Genomic DNA, 20515 nt, shown 5'->3' with positions numbered 1-20515 from the left:
TTATTTAGTTATTGGTTGATAATCCACTGCTATTTTATCGCCAGCTTTAAGGCCCGTAATAACATGTTGCTGATTATCAAACTGCTCACCTAAGCGTACAAAGCGACGCTCAATTTTGTCAGCGCTAATGACATACATCATACTGAGCTGTCCAAAATCATGTATCCAACGAGGATCTACCAGTACACCTTGGGTGCTTTTAAACGGTAAATGCAATTGTGCATATAACCCAGGGATCATCCCTGGCTGTGGTTCAATTTCTAGTCGTATAAGTAAGCTACGTGCAGCGTTATCAACAACAGGTATAATTTCACTGATATTGGCAGCTGTTGTCATATCGAGCGAAGGCAAACTCACGTTTAAACGATCGCCTAATTTAAGCTTTACTGCTTGTTGCTCTCGTACATTAAAGGCAAGTTGAAGTTGCTTTGGATTGTAAAGCGTTAACAACGGTATACCAGGTGTGGCTGTATCGCCAGGTTCGGCTAAACGCTCAACAACGACACCAGATATAGGGGCTTTAATTTGCGTGTAGTTAAGTGATACTTGCGCCTGGGCTTGCTGCTGTTTTGCTCCAGCTAAGTTGGCAGTTAAGTTATCAAATTTTGCTTTAGCATCATCAAATTCACTCACTGGTACTAACCCTTTTGCCTGTAAGTCAGTTACTCTAATAAGTTGCTTTTTAGCTTGGTTTAATGAGGCTTGCACCGCATTAATATTTGCCTCACTTTGTGCCAGCATCGCTTTAAAGTCATCTTGCTTTAGGGTGATCAATAAGTCACCTTGACTAACCTTATCACCGGCGCGCACTTTAAATTGCTTTACTTGTGCCATTACATTTGACGAAATTTGGGTGTTTTGTTTCGCAATTACACTCCCTGGTACATACTCTGTTCGCGAAATAGTTTGCAGCTCAACAGTGACCACCTCACCTTGATATTGAGTAACTGGAATCTCTTTTAACCCTGCAGATTGTTTATCACTAAAGCTGCCGGCCATGTATAGCACAGCTACAATAACCACAACCAATGCACTGATTGCGCCTAAAACTTTTGATTTACCCTGCATGTGCTTCTTCCTCTGGGTTTGTAAACACTAAATAGTAAACAAGCGGTACAACAAATAACGAAAATACGGTAGACGCCACGATGCCAAAAATAATTGCTATGGCTAATCCGCTAAATACTGGGTCAAGTGTGATCACTAAGTTACCTAACAAAGTAGTTCCGGCGGTTAATAATACTGGCCGCATTCGTACCGCCCCTGCAGCAATAAGTGCCTCTTTTATTGCCATCCCCTGAGCTCGTGCTTGGTTAATAAATTCGACTAAAATAAGTGAGTTACGAACGACAATACCTGCTAAGGCAATCATGCCTATCATCGCAGTCGCGGTAAATAATACCGGCTCAGGAGCCCCCGCTATGGTGCGTTCACCAAATTGATTGAGTAACCAAAACCCAGGCATAATACCAATCACAGTTAATGGAATAGCCGACATGATAATCAGCGATAAACTCGCCGACTGTGTTTGTACCCGTAAAATAATAAATATAGCACTGAGCGCAAAGGCAAAAGCAATGCCCATATCCCTGAACACATCAATAGTGATACGCCACTCACCTTCACCACTAAAGTTAACATCAGTTCCTTGCGGTAATTGCCATGGCGCGGTTCCACCATTATTAAAAAAGTGCCGTGTTAACCACGCCTTTTTTTCAAATCCTTCATTGCGTGCGTTCAAATCGGCATTTACATCCGCAATAACCTCTGCAGGCGTGCGTCCATTTAGTTCGGCCATCACATAAATAACGTCACGCTGATCTTTACGCATTAGTGTGTCGGCCACGTTTAATGGTTTAAACTCTCCCAGCTCTGAAAGCGACACTAAAGGTCTGGGGGCACTTGTTATACCTAACTCATTACTGGTTTTAGCTAAGTCCCTATCCCCTCTTACTTGCAGTGTAAGTAATTGTGAAAGCTGATTACGCTCGCTATAAGGCAATTGTAATTGTATTGGAACTGGCTGAGTTTCACCGCTTACGTACAACACTCCAACCTGTTGCCCCTGCGAAGCAATACTGAGTGTTTGTGCAATATTTTGGGTAGCAATAGCACTGAGCGCAGCCTTGTTTTTATCTGTAATAAAGCGCTGTAATGGCGCAGGAGCAACCAAAGAGGTATCAACCTCAACAACATGAGGCTCTTGGCGTAAACGTGCTGCAACATGTTGAGCAGCCTGCCTATGGGATTGCTTATCAATAAAGGAATCACGATACACTTCAGCAACTAAAGTACTCAACACCGGTGGCCCAGGTGGTACCTCTACCACTTTAATAACAGTGCCATTTTTTGCTAAAGGAGCAAGTTGTTCGCGTAGCCGCATAACCACCCCATGTGATTGATGCTCTCGTGCTGATTTATCCACCAGCAATACTCTGAGTTCTGCTAAGTTAGTGGCTTCACGGCGATAATAACCACGCACCATGCCATTAAAATCCATACTAGAAGGCTGCCCAATATATGCGGCTATTTCACTGACTTCATTTAACTGCCATGTGAGGGTTTGAATCTGCTTAGTAAATGCAGCCGTGCTCTCTAGACTAGTACCTTCTGGCATATCTATAAGTACTTGCAGCTCATTTTTATTGTCAAAAGGCAGGAGCTTTAATGGTACCAAGCGCATCACGGGTAACATGGCGCTGATAATAAACAATCCTAACGTTATCCATAGCACCCATTTAGCTCGCCCTTTTGAGGCCAATAATGGACTGAGTAATCGTTGGTATAAACCCGCTTTAGGCTCAAGCTCAGGTTGTTCTAAGGTGTTTGGTTTAAGCAATTTCATTGCCAGCCAAGGGGTGACAAAAAATGCTACCAAAGTAGATACCATGACACTAATGGGCACGTTAAACGCCATAGGTGCCATGTATGGCCCCATCATGCCGGTAATAAACGCCAGTGGAATAAACGCCACCATAATAGTCAATGTCGACATAAGCAAAGCATTTCGAATTTCGCTCATTGCGCCAACAACATTTTGTTTTTTATCGCCTTTGTTATTTATAAAGCGACTAATATTATCAATACCCGTGATTGGGTCGTCTACCAGTAAGCCTAATGATAAAATAAGCGCAAATAAGGTCACCCGATTAATAGTGTAACCAAATGCAAAATCTAATGAGAGTGTAATGCCATAACAAATAGGAACCGCCAGCCCAACCACTACGGCAGGACGCCAACCTAAAAACACGCCAACAAATATCACCACAGTAAACACTGCAAACACTAAACTTGATGTGAGGTTATTTACTTTTTCATTCGCAGTTTGGCCATAATCTCTAAGTACTGTATAGCTAACTTCTGGTGGCAGTAAGGTATTTGCAAGTTCATTCATCGTGGTATGAACATCATTTGCAACAGCAACCGCGTTAGTCCCTGTTTGCTTAGCTACGCTTAAAGTAACCATAGGCAACTGCTGCTGATCAGTAGATTGCGCTAACCATTGGTAATGCTCTATTTCACTAGGGCCATCACTGACTGTTGCAATGTCCATCAAGTAAACACTTTTACCATTAACCACATTAACAACTAATTGCTCTACCGCTGATTGTGTTCTTAGTACATCACCTGCCTGAATTGCAATTTGCTGCTGATTATCAACCACACTCCCTACTTGAGTGAGTTGGTTTGATACATTTAATGCGTAAAAAACATCGTTTACCGTGGTTTGATGGGCAGCCAGTGCGCTGGCATTTAAATTAATGGTAAGAGTGCGTGTACGCCCTGAAATTACTTTAACTTCACTGGTATGCTCAATGCGTTGTAAATTATTAGCAATTTCGTTAGCGAAACGGGTTAGTTCGTAATCACCATAGAGTTGCGGGTCTTTACTGTAGAGACCTAACATCACAATCGGCACGTCATCTACTTCTATTGGGCGAATTTGCCAACTTTTGATCACCGATGCCATTGTATGCTGATAACTATTTAATTTTGCATAGGTATCTAAAATAGCTTGTTCGCGGTTGTGCCCTACTTCAAAACGCAGCGTAACCACTGTACTGTTAGTTTGTGTGGTTGAGTAAATATGCTCCACTCCCACCAGCTGAGCCAGTAACTTCTCGAGCGGTTGTGTTACTAACCTAGCGACTTCAGGCGCCTCAACGTTAGGTGCTGATACATAAATATCGAGCATGGGCACAGTAATTTGCGGCTCTTCTTCTCGAGGTGTTTGATTTAGTGCAAATACCCCAAGTAACAAAGACATCACAAAAATAACAATCGGAATGCGACCACTTAAACTACTTTTTACCGCATTGTCTATTAAGCTCATCGCACTTAGCCCTTACAAAATAACCCATACAAGGTACCAAGCAGAACGACTGCATTTTCATCAATGACACGATAATAAATTGTTTGGCTCTTGCGGCGCGTAGCCACAATGTTTGCTTTACGCAACGCTGCTAAGTGCTGAGATAACGCAGACTGCGCTAATGGCACGGCTTCATTGAGCTGAGATACGCTCATTTCTGAATCTTGCAAAGAACATAAAATCATCAAGCGATTTTTATTGGCTAAAATTTTTAATAGCTGCTCGGCTTGTTCTACATTGCCGGCCATGGCAGTAAAGTCAATATTCATACTATGCTCTTATTCTAAAATAGAGTCTGAGTATAAGACGTTAGATTAGAAAAGTCTAATATTAGATTTCACTAATATAGATAAATCTAATATAGTGACTGTACTGAACTAAATAACTGGCCTACTATAATGAAGCTAAATAACGCACTCAGACTAATCGCTGGCATAATGATTATTGTGTCGCTTTTATTACAAACTTATCACGATCCTAAGTGGATTTACTTTACAGCTTTTATCGCAGTAAATTTAATTCAATCAGCTTTTACTAGCTGGTGCCCAATGATCACTCTATTACGCAAACTTGGCTTTAAGGAATAAACACCATGCTTACACCTATTCCAGATTTACTAAAAATTATTACTCCTAATCAGCGCCGTATTGATGCCGAACAAGCAAAGAAAGAGCTTGAGCAAAATAAAGGATTGTTGATTGATGTACGAGAACCCGCTGAACATGCCACCAAAGCAGCTATAGGCGCAATAAATATTCCTCGCGGGTTACTTGAAATGAAGCTTATGGAAATAGAAAAAGACGCAGCCCGTCCTATTTATTTACATTGCGCTAGTGGTGCGCGCGCAACATTAAGTGCTGAAGCGCTGACACGAGTAGGCTTCGAAAACGTGACAGTTATTACTTGTAAAGCTGAGCAAATTTGCCAAGTATTTTAATATAACTGGCATCACAACTTCATATAAAAGTCATACTGGTCGGATAAGCTCGTACTTTTGAATTAACGGTACAGAGTAATGACGTTTACACGAAGAAGTTTTTTAAAGGCCTCGGCGGCAGGGTTTGGTGTTGCTGTTATATCATTAGGGTTAACAGGTTGTCGGTTTGACGACGATGATGATTTCATTGAGATTAGCTTTGATCATGGCGTTGCCAGTGGCGATCCGCTAGCAGATAGCCTAATTTTATGGACTCGTGTAACACCAAAAGATCCAGCTACCAGCAGCATTAAAGTGCAATGGCAAGCCGCGACAGACGAAGACTTTAGTGCGATTAGTCACGATGGCGAAGCTTATATAAGTGCAGCCACAGACTTTACCCTTAAAGTGGACTTACAAGGTCTAGACGCTAATACCAATTACTACTACCGCTTTATTTCTAATGGCAAAACCTCCCCTATTGGCTCAGGTAAAACATTACCAACAGGCAATATTGATAAAGTAAAGCTGGCCGTTGTGTCGTGCGCTAATTATCCTGCTGGCTTTTTTCATGTTTATGGTGAAATAGCAAAGCAACCTGACTTAGATGCGGTACTCCATTTAGGCGATTACATATACGAATATGGAAATAATGGCTACGCTACTGAAGACGCAAGTAGCTTAGGTCGTTTACTACCTGAAGATAACAGCAATGAAATTATTAGCTTAACTGACTACCGTAAACGCTATGCCCACTACCGCACCGATAGCAATTTACAAGCAGCTCACAGTAATTGCGCCTTTATAACAGTATGGGACGACCATGAGGTTACTAATGATACTTGGCGTGAAGGTGCAGAAAACCATAATGACGGTGAAGGTGAATTTAGCGAACGTAAACTACATGCCCTACAAGCCTACTTTGAATGGATGCCTATACGTAATGTAGCTGATAAAGAACGTATTTATCGTCGTTTTGAATTCGGTGATTTAGTCTCTCTTTATATGCTAGATACCCGTGTGCTCGCGCGTGATGAACAATTAAGCTACGGTGATTTTGATTTAACCAGCGCACAAGGACAAAGCGATTTTGTTAGTGCTGTTAGTTCACCCACACGCGCATTACTGGGTAGTGAACAACTAACCTGGCTCACCGATGGTATGACAACCTCAAGTTCAAAATGGCAAGTACTTGGCCAACAAGTGTTAATGACCAAGATGCACCTGCCGTTTGAAGTACTACAGCTTTTAGTGAGCCTGCAGGTAAGCCAAGCAAATGGTGCTGACACTGGTGCCCTGCTTGCTCAAGCATCAGCATTATTTGCTGAGCTGGCACAAATTAAAGGTCGTATTCTAGCCGGTGATCCAACAGTAACTGATGCAGAGCGTGCGCGTGTTGATACCACTGCACCTTATAATTTAGATGCCTGGGATGGCTATGCCTACGAGCGCGAAGTTCTACTTGGTACAGCTATTGCGACACAAAAGAATTTAGTTGTATTAGCCGGCGACACTCATAATGCATGGGCTGGGCAATTAACCACTGATGCCAATAATCCAATTGCCGCTTCACAAAATGCGGGAGTTGAATTTGCTACCTCTTCAGTGTCTTCGCCTGGTCTTGAAGAATACTTAGCGCTGAACACCCAAGGGCCAGAAGCAACTGCACAAATGGAGCAAGTTCTTGCTTTACTTGTAAACGACTTAGCTTATAGCAATTTAGTCGACCGAGGTTACTTAACAGTGACCTTCAATCAAGAACAAGCAAGCGCTAAGTGGAATTATGTGAACAGCATAAAAACAGCCTCTTACGAAATGCAAACCGAGCGTAGTAAAGAATTACGTATGCTAGCAGGTCAGCCTATAATACAAGGGTAAAGTCTCAATAAGGTATTTAGGAGCTAGGGAAAAGGTTCTAGGTGAAAGATTAAAACAGTCCGGTGGTCAGCTGATCGCCGGACCGTTTACAATACGGCTTTAATCATTGGTAATTTCTTTCATATTCTTAGTATGACTATTCCTCTCAAAGCGCATGAATAAAACATGAGCGAGACTTGATAACACGATCAATACTATGCCTGCGACACCCAATAAAGTTTGAGTTTGCTGAAGAAAAATATAGCCCAAAATACTAGAAAATAGAATTTGTGCATATTCAAGCGGCATTAGCTTAGATAAATCACTTTTATTAAAAGCAAAAAAACGTGCTGCAAGTTTAGTAACAAGAAGCCCACCGTATAACATAATTAATAGAACACTAGTTGTATCTAAAGGTTTCCATACAAAAATAGCTACTGGTAATAGAATAACCGCCGAATAGAGAGGAGCAAAAACCATTTGAGGCACAACTTTCTCTGCATTGCCTATTTTTTTTAAGTTAATATTATAAATGACTAAAATAGCTACCGCTGACAGCGTAAAAATCAATCCTAGATAGAGATTTTGCTGCGTTACTTGGCTCGCCATTAGTTTTGGAGAAAGCAGCATCATCACTCCAGCTAAATTCAAAATAATAGCGATATAGACATAAGCTTTTGGTTTTTCTCTAAAGATAAACACCGACAGAATGGACGTTATAAGTGGCACAAAAAAGTTAATCGCGGTCACTTCCGCTAAACTTAAATATTGCAGAGCATAAAACAAGCATATTGTTGAACTAACACCAAGCAACCCTCTAAATATATGTAACTTCATTTGTTGGGGTTTGATATTTTCCCATTTACCTTTTGAGAATAATGCAATTGCCGCAAAAGCAGCCATAACATTAACTAAAAAGACAACTTGGAATGGGCTGATAGATTTACCTAAAAAACCACCGATTAGTAACATTACACTTAAGATAAATGAATCTGACAACATCCAAATTACTGCGGTTGACTCTTTACTAGCCATTTAACTTCTCTCCATGTATTTGTGTAGCACAGTTATATGCTACAAAATTGCGCCCCATTAGAATTCATCACCTTTGAATCCTATAAAGAGTGTATCCTTTTTAGATAAAACCACCTTAAATTACACCTGCATTAGGTACGTTGCAAAGGATTTAGAGATAATTGAATCTAGTAGCATAAGTCACTTTGGAGGGGTTAAAACAACAGGAACCAATGATAGTTAATGTAATAGCCTTGGATTATCGAATGTAAACTTAAGCCCCCTGTTTAGTGAACACATTGGCATAACAATGTATCCCCCTCTATCAGACTGATGGTCGCGGATACTCGCACACTGCAATATACCAATTGCCAGCTACATGCTCGTACTTGCCATAATCTTTAGTACCGTTACCAAGCACACATAAACCGATTTTCTCCGGGTTCCCAAAAACAAAATATCCCTCTTGTTGCCTATCCTGGTATGAAAAAGTAAATGCTTTTCTAATTAACCAAACACTCCGAAAATGTTGAATCCATAGAACATCTATATTCTTACTCAGTAAAAACTCAGTAAGCTCATCCAAACTTGAATCAGTCACCTTCACGAATTCTTTACTGCCTTTTTTTATTATTAGTTTATGTGGTAAACGTTCACTACTTTTATCATCAACCCATTGTATAGCTTGAAGCTCCCTTTGCTCTGCAAACAAAATAACATGCTCAAAATTATCCGCGTGCTTTTTGAGAAACTCTTTAGCTTTTGACGCGGGGTTATTAAATATAAAAAATGATAAGCTAACTATGAAAGTGGCCAAAAGCACCGTAAATAAGACTTTAAACTTTGACATTTGAGCCTCCCAGTGAAGTTACTTAACAAATTCCACTCCACGTAAGAGATTAAAATTGAACAAGATTTATAATATTCAACTATTTTCTCTCGTCCAGTAGCGCGACCATCATCTGCTCAATGTTTTTCACGCTGTAAGTGAGTGCGCGAAGTAATTCGACTTGGCTTGGTGGCTCGTCTTGTTTTGCTTGAACGGGTTGTTCTGCAGTAAGGTTATCTTTTTGAGTTAAAATGGCTTCACGAAATTCACTGGCATCAACTACCCCAAGTAACGATACCAACGCACCATGCCCCGACTGCCCTGCTGTTTCAAAACTTAACCGGTATAAGCCAAACATGCGCATTAGCGGCCCCTGACTCAACCCGACATCAGTGATTTTTTCAAGTGGAATCGATTTTTCTTCTTTAAATAAAATACCGCGCTTCACCACTAGCTTGCGCTCTAGTAAATCGGCCGACATAGCGGCTAATACTCGACTTGCGACTAGCCACACTAAAAGTAATACAACGGGTAAAAGCACAATAGTTACAACCGGAAAAAGGCTAAATATTGCAGCTAAACACATCCAGTACTGTTTGACTTTGTTATCAAAAGTAGCACTTTTTAAAATTATATTAGACATCGTTTTATCACTTTTAAATTATAGTTTTTTTAAATTACATTAATTACCAACTGTACGCAATTCAATCACTTTGATAGTTAAAATCCAATAACCACTTTAATCGCAAGCGCGATAAATACCGCACCTAACAGCCTATCTAACCAGATATTTTGCTTAGTAAAACCAAAGCGCTTTTTAGACACCTCAGTAAGTAAAGCCACCAATAAATACCAGCCTGTATCTATCACAAAAACCGTTAAACACATAATAACGCCAATATTTAAAGTAAGGTTCTCTGGGTCGATAAATTGTGAAAATAACGCCAAAAAGAAAATTGCTAGTTTGGGGTTTAAAAATGCAATGGCAAAGCCATCTTGTAACGCCTTAGAGCTGCTCATGTCGCTTTGCTGAATGTTTAGCTCGCTGTCGTTGGGCTTTGAAAATAGTATTTTCAAACCTAAATATGCTAAATAGGCTGCCCCTAAATACACTAAAAATTGGTACACAGTAGGAAATTGCAACATCAATGCACCTAATCCCAACAGTGAAGCTGCGGCATATAAGCCCACTCCAAAACCATGGCTTAATGCTGCCAGCATGCCATTTTTCATGCCACCGCTTAAGCTATGCTTTAATACCACAGCTAAACTGGGCCCGGGCGACATTGCCCCCATCATGCACACCAGTGCTAAGCTCAACCATAATGATAACGCCATTAGTAACCCTTATATTTCTTCATTTTCAATAAGTAATGCATAACCATGCACTTGCCCATAAAAGCCTGTCAATGGCACTGCGTTTATTACTTTCCAGCCATCTTGGTTTAATTCCAGTATGCGATCATTTAGTGCGACTATATCAACCCCACCCAAAAAACGGGCCTTTCTGAATTCGATTACTTTTTGCATTATAAATACCTGCTTTATAGACTGTATTCAAAATCATAATGGTGAATACCTTGCTCTATGCGTATCGCCATACTGCCTGTTAATCCTGCGAGCTCATCAGTGCCTGAGTCGGGCACCACTTTTAAAATTAAGCTGTCTTGGCCTTTGTCCATCAGCCCAAAATGCTGCAGTACAAAACTGCCTTTCTTGCCCTCAAGCTCGCCTATCACTTGCTCTATTGCAACATAACCAGCGCTGCCTTGGGTGGGAGTCATGGCGCTAAGCATTTCGCCTTGGCTAGTTGCCGTTAAGCTGCCAGTAAATTGTTTATCAATCGACATCCGACCTAAATTAACGCCTTGCTGTCCATGTGCATACCCTTCTATAGGCGCTAATGTAACGGTAAACTCGCCTGTTATCTGTTTAGTTGTCATAATTTTCCCTGTTGATGATTTTTAATACTATTGATTTTTAATCTATTGATGCCATATCTATACCTTAATCATCAATAAGAATCTACTATGCCTACAGACAAGCCTGCTTCAGATAAAGCCGCTTTTAGCGCTTTATTCCCCATATTTAATTTTATTAAGCCCTATAAGTGGGTAGTTTTAGGGGCTCTAGTTGCATTACTTGCCACCGCAGGGGTTAACTTATCGCTAGGCCAAGGCGTTAAGTTTGTGATTGACCATGGCTTTATTGCCGGCTCGCAAGCGCAGTTACAACAAGCTGTTTTGGTATTAATTGGCCTGATCAGTTTATTGGCAGTGGGTACATTCAGCCGATTTTATTTAATGTCGTGGATTGGCGAGCGAGTCAGTAATGACATTCGAAAAGCTGTATTCAATCGTATTGTTACTTTGCATCCGAGTTACTTTGAAGAAAATCGCAGCGGCGAGCTGATGTCGCGACTCACCACCGACACCACATTACTACAATCTATTATCGGCTCATCATTCTCTATGGCGCTGCGAAGTGCGTTGATGTTAGTCGGTGGCTTAATTATGCTGCTTGTTACTAATTTAAAGCTTACCTTGGTCGTTGTGGCCTGCGTCCCTTTAGTACTGGTGCCTATGTTGGTTTTTGGAAAAAAAGTACGCAAACTAGCAAGCTCCAGCCAAGATGCGATTGCAGATATCAGCACCTACGCGGGTGAGATCATTCAAAATATAAAAGTGGTACAGAGTTATAGCCATGAACAGCAAGAGCAATCTGCTTTTGCTAATGAAACTGAAAAGGCCTTTAACGTTGCCAAAAGCCGCATTAAACAACGTTCGTTTTTAATTGCAGCAGTTATTTTTCTTACCTTTAGCGCTATTAGTGCCATGCTCTGGGTAGGCGGTAGTGATGTGCTCGCAGGCACTATGACGGGCGGTGAACTTGGCGCGTTTGTATTTTATGCCATTATGGTGGCCATGTCGGTTGCCACCGTCGCAGAGGTTTACGGTGAATTACAACGCGCCGCAGGGGCCGCTGCCCGACTGCTTGAACTGCTCGCCGTTAAAAGTAAAATACAAAATCCCGAAACTCCACAAGATGATCAGTTACATGCAACAACAAGCAACAGTGCAATTTCACTTGAAGGTATTAGTTTTAATTACCCTTCTCGCCCAGATGTAAGCGCATTAAATAATATCAGCTTAAATATTGAAACAGGTAAAACCGTGGCTATTGTTGGCCCTTCAGGTGCCGGTAAAACCACCTTGTTTGAACTGTTACAGCGTTTTTATGACCCTGCCAGCGGAGCGATTAAGTTTCATAATATAAATATTAAGCAGTTGTCATTAAATACCTTGCGTAACAAAATGGGGATGGTGGCACAAAACCCGATTTTATTTAGCTCTGATGTTATGCATAACATTCGCTATGGCAACCCAAGCGCCAGTGACGAGCAAGTTTATACGGCCGCCAAACATGCCCATGCTGATGAATTTATAAAACAGTTACCACAAGGCTATAACAGCTTCTTAGGTGAACAAGGTGTAAGGCTATCGGGTGGGCAAAAGCAGCGTATTGTTCTTGCTCGCGCCATTTTAAAAGACCCAGAAATACTGCTACTTGATGAGGCTACCAGCGCGCTTGATGCGCAAAGCGAGCATCATGTTCAGGCCGCACTTGAACACTTAATGCAAAATAGAACAACGCTGATTATTGCCCATAGACTGGCCACGGTAAAACATGCCGATATGATTGTAGTAATGGAAAATGGCGAAATAAAAGCTACAGGCACTCATCAGCAATTAATGGCAAGTAACCCTTTGTATCAAAAACTATGTGAATTACAGTTTAATTTAGATTGATTGCATTTTAGTTGCTACTTCTTTTTAAGCCATTTATTCATTGCGGTATCGTAAGCCTCAGTTAGCTTAGTTTTATCGCACTTTACACCAGCTATGTAACTTTCGGGCAAGTCATTTTTTGGCATAACCCCTGCACCAACGGATACCTTTCTAAAACAGCTATCACCTCGTCGATAAGTGGTAAATTGCATATTTTGCTGCTCTATTTTTAATAGTGGCTTTACCTTGCCTGCATGCTCTTTTGGGACTGTAATACGCTTTTTCTGAGGGTCACTCTTTGCAGTATCAGAATAGCCAGTTTGTTGCTGTAAAATACTGTTGAGTCCTTTGTTTAAATCGATCTTTTTGTAAGGCTTTAAAATTACAGACTGGGTATTTTTAGTGCTGATCTTTACCGGCTCAGTCGTTTTATCTGTTTTTTTATTAATCGCATTTAATGATTTTGATTGGGTTGCATTGTCAGGCTCAATTGAGTTGATTTCTGAATTCACATTTTTGTTAGCGCGTTGTTGAGGGACTTGTTGTATTGCTTTAATTTTGGCAGGCACACTTACCATATAAGCTTTAATTGGGGTTGATTGCGGTGGTTTTATGTCAGGTGCTTTTAATGTGGCAACAAAAAGCAAAACTAATCCGTGTAAACATATTGATAAAATAATTGCCGTGCGCCACGCTGCCATAAATATGTCCTTATCGAAGAACTATTTGTGACAGCTAACGCAGGCAAAAGTGCCATTAAAATATACAAAACCACGCATTTGCGCGGTTTTAGCTATTAACCTTGTGTATTAGGCACTATTTGAATTTCGACGCGGCGGTTTTGCGCGCGACCATTCGCGGTATCGTTAGTGGCAATTGGGCGTGATTCACCAAAGCCGCTCGTGCTTACTCGTGCAGCCATAATTTGTTGGTTTACCAAGTAATTTTTTACACTTTGTGCACGCTGCTCTGAAAGAGTCATGTTGTAACTATCTTTGCCCGTGCTGTCGGTGTGACCTTCAACACTTAAGTAGGTTTTTTCGTATTTATTCATTACACTTGCTATCGCATTTAGAGTGTCATGAAAGCCCGATGAAATATAAGATTGATCAGTCGCAAACGTAATATTAGAGGGCATCACTAAGCGTAAGTTATCACCTTCACGTACCACTTCAACTCCCGAACCTGCTAGTTCATCACGAAAAGCAGCTTCTTGTTTATCCATGTAATCACCTACAGCTGCACCCGCTAGCGCACCAATAGCTGCACCAATAAAAATACGTTTATCTTTGTGGTTACCTGTAGCTTTACCTAGAATTCCCCCTGCTGCAGCACCAATAGCGGCGCCTTTACCCGTGTTATTCATTTCACAGCCAGAAAGTAATACGGCTACGACAGTGACACTTAAAAGTGATTTGGTTAACATCATGGTAATTTCCTATTCATTTAGAATTTATTATTGCAATTATGCAAACATTTGTATGAACCAAAAATGAAGAGTAACGTAAAACACGTATTATTACTTACTTCATACGGACTAATGATAGCGTTTCATAAAAATGTCATACTTATTTGTGACACTTTAATGATTTATCAAAAAGGCGATGGCCACTATGTTAATTGCGATTTTTAGGCAGTTTTTTTTGCTTGGCTGCGTGAGTTTTGGCGGCCCTGCCGCCCATTTAGGTTACTTTAAACATCACTTTGTTGATTCGCTGCGCTGGTTAAGTATCAGTCGCTATTCACAGCTAATAAGCCTCAGCCAAGCCCTGCCTGGCCCTGGCTCTAGTCAGGTTAGCTTTGCAATTGGAGTAGAGCGTGCAGGTGTAATCGGTGGCATCACCGCATTTATTGGTTTTACCTTGCCTTCTTTTTTAATAATGACACTGCTTGCTATTAGTGCTCACCAATTTGACGCCGTTTATTTTGCTGTGATCACCGGATTGAAGCTCTTTGCTGTAGTGATTGTTGGCGATGCGACCCTTAGTATGGCCAAAAGCTTTTGCAGCAACCTAATCCTTAAGCTAATTGCAGCTATAAGCACCCTAGCTCTTGTTCTACTGCCGATGTTAGGTACACAAATTATTATTTTACTTATTGCAGCCGCAGTCGGCGCTATCTGGCCACTCTTAAAATTAAGTGATTTATCACAGCAAACTAGCAGTGAACAGGGAAAAGTTAACTGGGTTGCACTTAGTTTATTTGCGCTACTGCTTGGAGTTAGCTTTATTCCAATAGGGCAAGAATTTGCGTTATTTGCGCCTTTTTACCAAGCTGGTGCTATGGTATTTGGTGGAGGGCATGTTGTGTTGCCAGTACTTCAAGCTGGTGTGCCAACGTTAAGTGATGATCAATTTTTAACGGCTTACGCCAGTGCTCAGGCTATACCTGGGCCTATGTTTACAATAGCCACCTACTTAGGCGCGCAGCTAAATACCGAGCAGCCAATAATGGGCGCAATCATAGCTACATTATTGATATTTACCCCAGGGTTTTTACTGATGTTGGCATTTCAGAAAAGCTGGATTAATTTAGCCAGTAAGCCACGCTTTGCCAGCTCAATTGCCGCGCTTAATGCCGCCGTAGTTGGTTTTTTAGCTTCAGCATTGTATTCGCCCATTTGGACTTCAGCTATTAATAGTGTGTGGCATATTGCATTAGTGATTGCTGCATTTGCGTGGCTACGTATGAAAAAGCCACCTATTTGGTGGCTATTATTGCTCTTTATTGGTGTTGGCCTTGGACAGCATTATTGGGCACTTTAATACTAGGTTTGCCCGCCATATTCACCCCGTCAGCTGGACTTAACTGCCCACTAACACTTTGATAAGCGCGCAGTCCAAACACCGGTAATACGGCCAGTAAATGATCCATAATTTCAGCTTGTAAATGCTCGTACGATATCCAACGTTTATCTTCACTAAAGCAGTAAAACTCAATCGGGAGGCCATGGTTAAGCGGTTGTAGTTCACGCACCATGAGTGTGAGCGAGGTATTGATTTTACTGTGTTGTTTTAAGTAACCCTCTGCATAGCGACGAAATAACCCTAAGTTAGACACCGGATCGGGAAGTGTGCCTAGTCGAATATATTCTTGCAGTGGTATTGCCGCTTCTATTTGCGCTTTAAAGTCATCATCAACTAAAAAGATGCTGTTCATATCAATGTTTAAAGAACGTTTAATACGTCGCCCACCAGACTCCTGCATACCACGCCAGTTTTTAAATGAACCGGCCACCAGCATATAAGTGGGTATAGTCGTTATGGTGTTGTCCCAGTTACGCACTTTTACAGTATTAAGTCCTAAATCAATTACTTCGCCATCGGCGCCGTAGTTATCTACTTGGATCCAGTCCCCATAGGTCACTAAACGATTAGCGGCAATTTGAATGCTGGCGACAAAACCTAATATGGTGTCTTTAAATACTAATAAAGTAACAGCGGCGATCGCACCAAAACCAGAAAGAATATAAGTCGGCGATTTTTCAAGCACAATACTAACAATTAATATCGAACACACAATAAAGGTGATCAGCTTCACTACTTGAATTAGCCCTTGAATAGGCACTTCGCGGGCAAAGTCTAGTTGGTTATAAATAGCGCCAGCAATGCTCACTATGCTACTAATAATAAAACCTATATAAATAATTAATAATGCTTGGCCAATGGTTTTAAGGATCTCTTGGGCAATTTCATTAACGGGGTAAACACTATCAAATGTGGCTAAAAAAAGTACACAGCATAACAAGCAAGCAATTCGTTTATTCAGCTTGGTCAACATAGGTGACAATGAACCAATACGCTCAGGAGAGAGTTTAGTCACCACCTTTTGAATACCCGGTAACATTAAGCGACGGGTAAATAAGTAAACAAATAATAACGAAAGGATGCCAATGGATGAGGCCGTGATTGCGCTGAGAAAAAAAGCATCGGGGACTTTTTCAAACCAAGGAGTAATTAGCTCCTGTAGGTGTGTTTTGGTCATGGTATTTCAATTTCCTTACTGGGAGTTAATTCAGTACTAGCTTGCTGAATATGAATAGCGCTTAATTGCTTATCTTTTTTTATCCATAAATTATTTAAATATTGCTGAAATTCGGCTCTAAATGCGTGATCTGTTTGGTAACTGCCAATCATTTGTGTATTTATCGGCACCACCTCAATTGTAATATTAATAGACTCCAACTCGCCTTTTAAAATATTACGACACACATGATCTGACTTACCGCTATACACTAAACTAGTGTTAAGCATAGCGTCAAATTGCTCGTTTAAAACTTCTAAGGCAAAAGCAGTTCCACCAGCCTTAGGCTTTAATAAATGCTGAAAAGGGCTTTGTTGATGCTTATGCTTTTGCGCAGTAAAACGTGTACCTTCTACAAAATTAACTATGGTTGTAGGATGATGACGAAAGTTACGGCAACTGCGCTTAGTACGCTCGACATCTAAGCCTTTTAAATTCGGATTTTTAGCCAATTGCGCTTTGCTCACCCGTTTCATAAAGGGCATACCCATTGCCCACGCACCAGTGCCTATAAATGGCACGTACTTAAGCTCATCTTTTAAAAAAAACTTAGGGGCTGGTAATGCATTTAACGAGCTTAATACCGCAATATCAAGCCAGCTAATATGATTACTGATTAGCAAATACCAACAATTGGCATTCACCTCCCCACTAATATTAACTTTAATATCATTACAGCCTAGCCATAGCCCTAAGCGGTTACCTTTACACCACCCCTTGTACGCACTGTGTAATAATTTACTTACTACGGGTATGGGCAAAACCAATTTAACTAACCCTAAGATAAGTACTAATGCGCCAAATATTATTAAATTAGCGAATAAAACACAGCCAACAATTAAGCCATTTAACCAATTAGGTAACCATTTTTTTAGCATAACTGTCAGCTCATTTTGTTATTTTTGTTTTAAATTAACGAGCGTCTGGTTTTTTTCTTCCCACACGCGATTTAATTCACTTTGAAAACGTACTCTAAAGTCAGGATCATTAGTGTAATCACCAATTAAGTCATCACTAACGCCTTTTACTTCAACCTGTACATCGATGTGTTTTACTTTACCGGCTGCAAAATCCATAAAAGTAGGAATGCCCTCAGGGTAATGAATAGTGACATTTACCACCTTAGAAATTTGCTCACCCATAGCTTGCATTACAAACGCCACACCACCCGCTTTCGGTTTAAGTAAGTGAGGAAACGGGCTATTTTGGCGTGCATGCTTTTGCACTGTAAAACGCGTACCTTCAACAAAGTTAACCACACTAACCGGCATTTCTTTAAATTTTTCACACGCTTTACGAGTCGTTTCTAAATCTTTACCACGCAATTTAGGATTCTTTTTTAATTGGCTTTTACTGGTGCGGGTCATAAAAGGAAAGTCGAGCGCCCACCAACACAAACCTAAAACAGGTACGTAAATAAGCTCTTTTTTCAAAAAGAAATTTAAAAAAGGTATTTTGCGGTTAAATACTCGCTGTAACACTAAAATATCCACCCAGCTTTGGTGGTTCGCAATAACTAGGTACCAATCTTTCAATTTTAGCTCTTCTAGACCGGTTACATTTAGCTTTGTTGGCGTTAATAACGTTTGATTTAACGTGTTAAACGTCACCCAAATAGAGGCACATTGCTTGGCTGTCCAGCTCATTAACTTTTGAAGTCCCTTAATTGGGATTAGCTTAACGATGCCACAAATAAAAATAGGCACAAACCAAAAAAGAGTGTTTATTGTGTAAAAGAAAATACTAAATACACTGCGAATAACTGACATTACTTCTATTCCTTTAAACATCGCGCAGCCACAAATGACCGCGCTTAACTATGCAACTAAATTAATCTTCAAAATAGGTGTAGCCTTCAAGCCCTGCATTAAGCTCGGCTAAGTAACCTTCTTTACAGTGCTCTGATACATCAAGTTTATTAATCTGAGTGGCAAAGTTATCAGCTAATAACTCGCTATCATAATCAACAAATTTTAATACATCCTTAACGCTGTCACCTTTAATGGCATTGGTTAATACATATCCTTGCTCATTAAGCTCAACATGAACTGAATCGGTATCACCAAATAGGTTATGTAAGTCACCTAAAATCTCTTGGTATGCCCCTACCATAAACATCGCAATATGATACTGCTGACCTTGTGTATATTCAGGAATAGGTAAACTGGTTTCAATTCCTGCACCTTCAACGTACTCACGTATTTGCCCGTCAGAATCACAAGTAATGTCTTGGATAATAGCGCGCTGAGTAAGCGGCTGCGTTAGGTTTTCGATGGGCATAACCGGAAATAACTGCTGAATGCCCCACACATCGGGTAACGACTGAAATAATGAAAAATTCACAAACAGTTTATCGGCTAGTTTTTCGTTTAAATCATCCAGCACTTCGCGGTGAGCTCGTGCATTAGAGCTTAATGAAGCTCGAACGCGATGTAAAATAGTAAAGTAAAGCTGCTCTATTTTCGCCCACTCTAGCATGCTCACTAAACCATGTACGTATTGATCGTGTGCTTCACTAAATAAGTGCATTGCATCATGATAAATCTCTAATGCCATACGCGGGTTCAAACGTTGTAAACACTGCCACATTTCATCCAATACTAAGGCACTGTTTTTAACAGGTGGTTCTGGGTTTAAATGATTTGGCGCTTTTTCAACATCAATCACATCGGTAATAAGCACCGCATGATGTGCAGTAAGAGCACGGCCAGATTCGGTAATAATTGCAGGGTGAGCTAAGTTATGTTGGTCGCACACCTCGGCAAATGCATTTACTACATTACGCGCATATTCTTCGACTGTGTAGTTCATTGAGCAAGCACTACGTGAGCCTGAACCTTCGTAGTCAACGCCAAGCCCGCCACCCACATCAACAGTATTGAGCGGTACACCGTATTGAGTTAATTCAGCAAAATGGCGAGCACATTCGCGCAAAGCACGATGAATATCGCGAATATTGGCAATTTGAGAACCAATATGAAAATGTACCATCTGCATTAAATGCAACTTGTTATGTTGCTTGAGCACTTCCACTGCACTGAGTACTTGTCCTGCAGTTAAGCCAAACTTACCTTTTTCACCACCGGTATTTTGCCATTTACCTTTACCAACCGAATTTAAGCGAATACGAATACCAATAGCAGGCTCAATACCTAAATTATCAATTTCTTCCAGCAGTGTGGTTAGCTCAGAGAGTTTTTCAACCACAATTTTAACGCTGTGCCCCATTGCTTGACCAATACAGGCTAAACGTAAAAATTCACTGTCTTTGTAGCCGTTACATACAATAGTAATAGGCTCTTTTGCCACACCTAAAATTGCCATTAGTTCAGGTTTAGAACCGGCTTCAAGCCCCACTAAACCACTTGGGTGTGCTAAAAGCTTACTTACTACAGAACGCTGTTGATTTACTTTTATAGGGTAAACACAGGTGTATTTACCATTATATTCACGGTTGCTACGCGCTTGAGTAAACGCATTGGTGAGCGTATCTACACGGTTTTTTAAAATATCGGTAAAGCGCACCAATACTGGTAAGGTTAATCCTTGCTGTTTAAATTGCTCAGTAAGCTGGCTTAAAGAAATGGCAGGTTTTGTTTGGTCGCCATCCGGATAGGCTATCAATTCACCTTGTGCGTTAATATCAAAATAACCATCGCTCCAATGAGCAACATTGTATGTAGCACGTGCTGTTTCTAAACCCCAAGTCATGGCAA

Annotated in this window: 20 protein-coding genes; 5 read left to right on the top strand and 15 right to left on the bottom strand. The window is 40.7% G+C overall.

Annotated elements, in window-relative coordinates; all coding sequences use genetic code 11:
- Genes CWB78_RS02185 through CWB78_RS02175 form a run of 3 tightly spaced genes read right to left on the bottom strand, consistent with a single transcriptional unit; the run spans position 1 to position 4641 of the window.
- Positions 1-1068, bottom strand: coding sequence for an efflux RND transporter periplasmic adaptor subunit (locus CWB78_RS02185; RefSeq protein WP_138594045.1), 1068 nt, complete (start codon positions 1066-1068; stop codon positions 1-3).
- A complete protein-coding gene (locus tag CWB78_RS02180; protein ID WP_138594044.1) occupies positions 1058-4333 on the bottom strand; it encodes an efflux RND transporter permease subunit in 3276 nt (1091 codons plus the stop codon). The genes CWB78_RS02185 and CWB78_RS02180 overlap by 11 nt, the downstream gene beginning before the upstream one ends.
- 5 nt (positions 4334-4338) lie before the next feature.
- Positions 4339-4641: an ArsR/SmtB family transcription factor gene (locus CWB78_RS02175; protein ID WP_138594043.1), complete on the bottom strand. Its 303-nt coding sequence runs from the start codon at positions 4639-4641 to the stop codon at positions 4339-4341.
- A 129-nt stretch (positions 4642-4770) separates the two neighbouring features.
- Here CWB78_RS02175 and CWB78_RS02170 point away from each other — a divergent pair, with 129 nt between their 5' ends.
- The 3 genes from CWB78_RS02170 to CWB78_RS02160 all read left to right on the top strand — a co-directional run bounded on the left by CWB78_RS02170 (position 4771) and on the right by CWB78_RS02160 (position 7166).
- Positions 4771-4959 carry a YgaP family membrane protein gene (locus tag CWB78_RS02170; RefSeq protein ID WP_010392474.1) on the top strand — a complete coding sequence of 63 codons (189 nt, stop codon included), beginning with the start codon at positions 4771-4773 and terminating at the stop codon, positions 4957-4959.
- 5 nt (positions 4960-4964) lie between these two features.
- Positions 4965-5309 carry a rhodanese-like domain-containing protein gene (locus tag CWB78_RS02165; protein ID WP_138594042.1) on the top strand — a complete coding sequence of 115 codons (345 nt, stop codon included), beginning with the start codon at positions 4965-4967 and terminating at the stop codon, positions 5307-5309.
- Positions 5310-5387: 78 nt separating this feature from the next.
- Positions 5388-7166, top strand: a complete 1779-nt coding sequence (locus CWB78_RS02160) for an alkaline phosphatase D family protein (RefSeq protein ID WP_138594041.1) — start codon at positions 5388-5390, stop codon at positions 7164-7166.
- A gap of 99 nt (positions 7167-7265) precedes the next feature.
- Here the strand turns inward: CWB78_RS02160 and CWB78_RS02155 are convergent, their stop codons facing one another.
- The 6 genes from CWB78_RS02155 to CWB78_RS02130 form a co-directional block, all read right to left on the bottom strand.
- On the bottom strand, positions 7266-8180 hold the full coding sequence (locus CWB78_RS02155; RefSeq protein WP_138594040.1) for a DMT family transporter: 915 nt from the start codon (positions 8178-8180) through the stop codon (positions 7266-7268).
- A gap of 304 nt (positions 8181-8484) precedes the next feature.
- Entirely contained in the window at positions 8485-9009 is a 525-nt protein-coding gene (locus CWB78_RS02150; protein WP_054202847.1) for a hypothetical protein, read from the bottom strand.
- 79 nt (positions 9010-9088) lie between these two features.
- Positions 9089-9631, bottom strand: coding sequence for a PH domain-containing protein (locus CWB78_RS02145; protein WP_054202846.1), 543 nt, complete (start codon positions 9629-9631; stop codon positions 9089-9091).
- Positions 9632-9708: 77 nt separating this feature from the next.
- Positions 9709-10326 (bottom strand): LysE family translocator, encoded by a 618-nt coding sequence (locus CWB78_RS02140; protein ID WP_055012716.1) that lies wholly within the window; start codon positions 10324-10326, stop codon positions 9709-9711.
- A gap of 9 nt (positions 10327-10335) precedes the next feature.
- Positions 10336-10518, bottom strand: coding sequence for a hypothetical protein (locus tag CWB78_RS02135; protein WP_008467291.1), 183 nt, complete (start codon positions 10516-10518; stop codon positions 10336-10338).
- A 14-nt stretch (positions 10519-10532) separates the two neighbouring features.
- Positions 10533-10931: a DUF3224 domain-containing protein gene (locus CWB78_RS02130; protein WP_054202844.1), complete on the bottom strand. Its 399-nt coding sequence runs from the start codon at positions 10929-10931 to the stop codon at positions 10533-10535.
- 87 nt (positions 10932-11018) lie between these two features.
- On the opposite strand from CWB78_RS02130, the gene CWB78_RS02125 reads away from it, so the two are divergent.
- Positions 11019-12797: an ABC transporter transmembrane domain-containing protein gene (locus CWB78_RS02125; protein WP_138594039.1), complete on the top strand. Its 1779-nt coding sequence runs from the start codon at positions 11019-11021 to the stop codon at positions 12795-12797.
- Between the two features lie 14 nt (positions 12798-12811).
- On the opposite strand, the gene CWB78_RS02120 is transcribed toward CWB78_RS02125, so the two are convergent.
- Complete coding sequence (locus tag CWB78_RS02120) at positions 12812-13477, bottom strand: hypothetical protein (RefSeq protein WP_138594038.1); 666 nt, start codon at positions 13475-13477, stop codon at positions 12812-12814.
- 95 nt (positions 13478-13572) lie between these two features.
- Complete coding sequence (locus CWB78_RS02115; RefSeq protein ID WP_010392457.1) at positions 13573-14205, bottom strand: YiaD family glycine zipper/OmpA-like lipoprotein; 633 nt, start codon at positions 14203-14205, stop codon at positions 13573-13575.
- Positions 14206-14389: 184 nt separating this feature from the next.
- On the opposite strand from CWB78_RS02115, the gene chrA reads away from it, so the two are divergent.
- Positions 14390-15541: a chromate efflux transporter gene (gene chrA / locus CWB78_RS02110; protein ID WP_138594037.1), complete on the top strand. Its 1152-nt coding sequence runs from the start codon at positions 14390-14392 to the stop codon at positions 15539-15541.
- Here chrA and CWB78_RS02105 read toward each other — a convergent pair.
- The 4 genes from CWB78_RS02105 to speA form a co-directional block, all read right to left on the bottom strand.
- Positions 15501-16760, bottom strand: a complete 1260-nt coding sequence (locus CWB78_RS02105; RefSeq protein ID WP_055012721.1) for a mechanosensitive ion channel family protein — start codon at positions 16758-16760, stop codon at positions 15501-15503. The two genes, chrA and CWB78_RS02105, sit on opposite strands and share 41 nt — an antisense overlap.
- Positions 16757-17677 (bottom strand): 1-acylglycerol-3-phosphate O-acyltransferase, YihG family, encoded by a 921-nt coding sequence (gene yihG / locus CWB78_RS02100; RefSeq protein ID WP_138594036.1) that lies wholly within the window; start codon positions 17675-17677, stop codon positions 16757-16759. The genes CWB78_RS02105 and yihG (CWB78_RS02100) overlap by 4 nt, the downstream gene beginning before the upstream one ends.
- A gap of 18 nt (positions 17678-17695) precedes the next feature.
- A complete protein-coding gene (gene yihG, locus CWB78_RS02095) occupies positions 17696-18568 on the bottom strand; it encodes a 1-acylglycerol-3-phosphate O-acyltransferase, YihG family (RefSeq protein ID WP_138594035.1) in 873 nt (290 codons plus the stop codon).
- Positions 18569-18629: 61 nt separating this feature from the next.
- Positions 18630-20510 carry a biosynthetic arginine decarboxylase gene (gene speA, locus CWB78_RS02090; protein WP_076919621.1) on the bottom strand — a complete coding sequence of 627 codons (1881 nt, stop codon included), beginning with the start codon at positions 20508-20510 and terminating at the stop codon, positions 18630-18632.
- Positions 20511-20515: the final 5 nt, after the last annotated feature.

Origin of the sequence: Pseudoalteromonas sp. S1612 (assembly GCF_005887175.1) — a bacterium.
Taxonomy (GTDB): Bacteria; Pseudomonadota; Gammaproteobacteria; order Enterobacterales; family Alteromonadaceae; genus Pseudoalteromonas; species Pseudoalteromonas undina.
Note: the sequence above shows the minus strand (reverse complement) of the source record. Positions and strands in the feature narration are given on the sequence as shown.

What these genes read in the sequence shown, in the direction of transcription:
- CWB78_RS02185 (WP_138594045.1), bottom strand. Translation starts at nt 1,068, where the DNA reads ATGCAGGGTAAATCAAAAGTTTTAGGCGCAATCAGTGCATTGGTTGTG.
- CWB78_RS02180 (WP_138594044.1), bottom strand. Translation starts at nt 4,333, where the DNA reads ATGAGCTTAATAGACAATGCGGTAAAAAGTAGTTTAAGTGGTCGCATT.
- CWB78_RS02175 (WP_138594043.1), bottom strand. Translation starts at nt 4,641, where the DNA reads ATGAATATTGACTTTACTGCCATGGCCGGCAATGTAGAACAAGCCGAG.
- CWB78_RS02170 (WP_010392474.1), top strand. Translation starts at nt 4,771, where the DNA reads ATGAAGCTAAATAACGCACTCAGACTAATCGCTGGCATAATGATTATT.
- CWB78_RS02165 (WP_138594042.1), top strand. Translation starts at nt 4,965, where the DNA reads ATGCTTACACCTATTCCAGATTTACTAAAAATTATTACTCCTAATCAG.
- CWB78_RS02160 (WP_138594041.1), top strand. Translation starts at nt 5,388, where the DNA reads ATGACGTTTACACGAAGAAGTTTTTTAAAGGCCTCGGCGGCAGGGTTT.
- CWB78_RS02155 (WP_138594040.1), bottom strand. Translation starts at nt 8,180, where the DNA reads ATGGCTAGTAAAGAGTCAACCGCAGTAATTTGGATGTTGTCAGATTCA.
- CWB78_RS02150 (WP_054202847.1), bottom strand. Translation starts at nt 9,009, where the DNA reads ATGTCAAAGTTTAAAGTCTTATTTACGGTGCTTTTGGCCACTTTCATA.
- CWB78_RS02145 (WP_054202846.1), bottom strand. Translation starts at nt 9,631, where the DNA reads ATGTCTAATATAATTTTAAAAAGTGCTACTTTTGATAACAAAGTCAAA.
- CWB78_RS02140 (WP_055012716.1), bottom strand. Translation starts at nt 10,326, where the DNA reads ATGGCGTTATCATTATGGTTGAGCTTAGCACTGGTGTGCATGATGGGG.
- CWB78_RS02135 (WP_008467291.1), bottom strand. Translation starts at nt 10,518, where the DNA reads ATGCAAAAAGTAATCGAATTCAGAAAGGCCCGTTTTTTGGGTGGGGTT.
- CWB78_RS02130 (WP_054202844.1), bottom strand. Translation starts at nt 10,931, where the DNA reads ATGACAACTAAACAGATAACAGGCGAGTTTACCGTTACATTAGCGCCT.
- CWB78_RS02125 (WP_138594039.1), top strand. Translation starts at nt 11,019, where the DNA reads ATGCCTACAGACAAGCCTGCTTCAGATAAAGCCGCTTTTAGCGCTTTA.
- CWB78_RS02120 (WP_138594038.1), bottom strand. Translation starts at nt 13,477, where the DNA reads ATGGCAGCGTGGCGCACGGCAATTATTTTATCAATATGTTTACACGGA.
- CWB78_RS02115 (WP_010392457.1), bottom strand. Translation starts at nt 14,205, where the DNA reads ATGATGTTAACCAAATCACTTTTAAGTGTCACTGTCGTAGCCGTATTA.
- chrA (WP_138594037.1), top strand. Translation starts at nt 14,390, where the DNA reads ATGTTAATTGCGATTTTTAGGCAGTTTTTTTTGCTTGGCTGCGTGAGT.
- CWB78_RS02105 (WP_055012721.1), bottom strand. Translation starts at nt 16,760, where the DNA reads ATGACCAAAACACACCTACAGGAGCTAATTACTCCTTGGTTTGAAAAA.
- yihG (WP_138594036.1), bottom strand. Translation starts at nt 17,677, where the DNA reads ATGCTAAAAAAATGGTTACCTAATTGGTTAAATGGCTTAATTGTTGGC.
- yihG (WP_138594035.1), bottom strand. Translation starts at nt 18,568, where the DNA reads ATGTCAGTTATTCGCAGTGTATTTAGTATTTTCTTTTACACAATAAAC.
- speA (WP_076919621.1), bottom strand. Translation starts at nt 20,510, where the DNA reads ATGACTTGGGGTTTAGAAACAGCACGTGCTACATACAATGTTGCTCAT.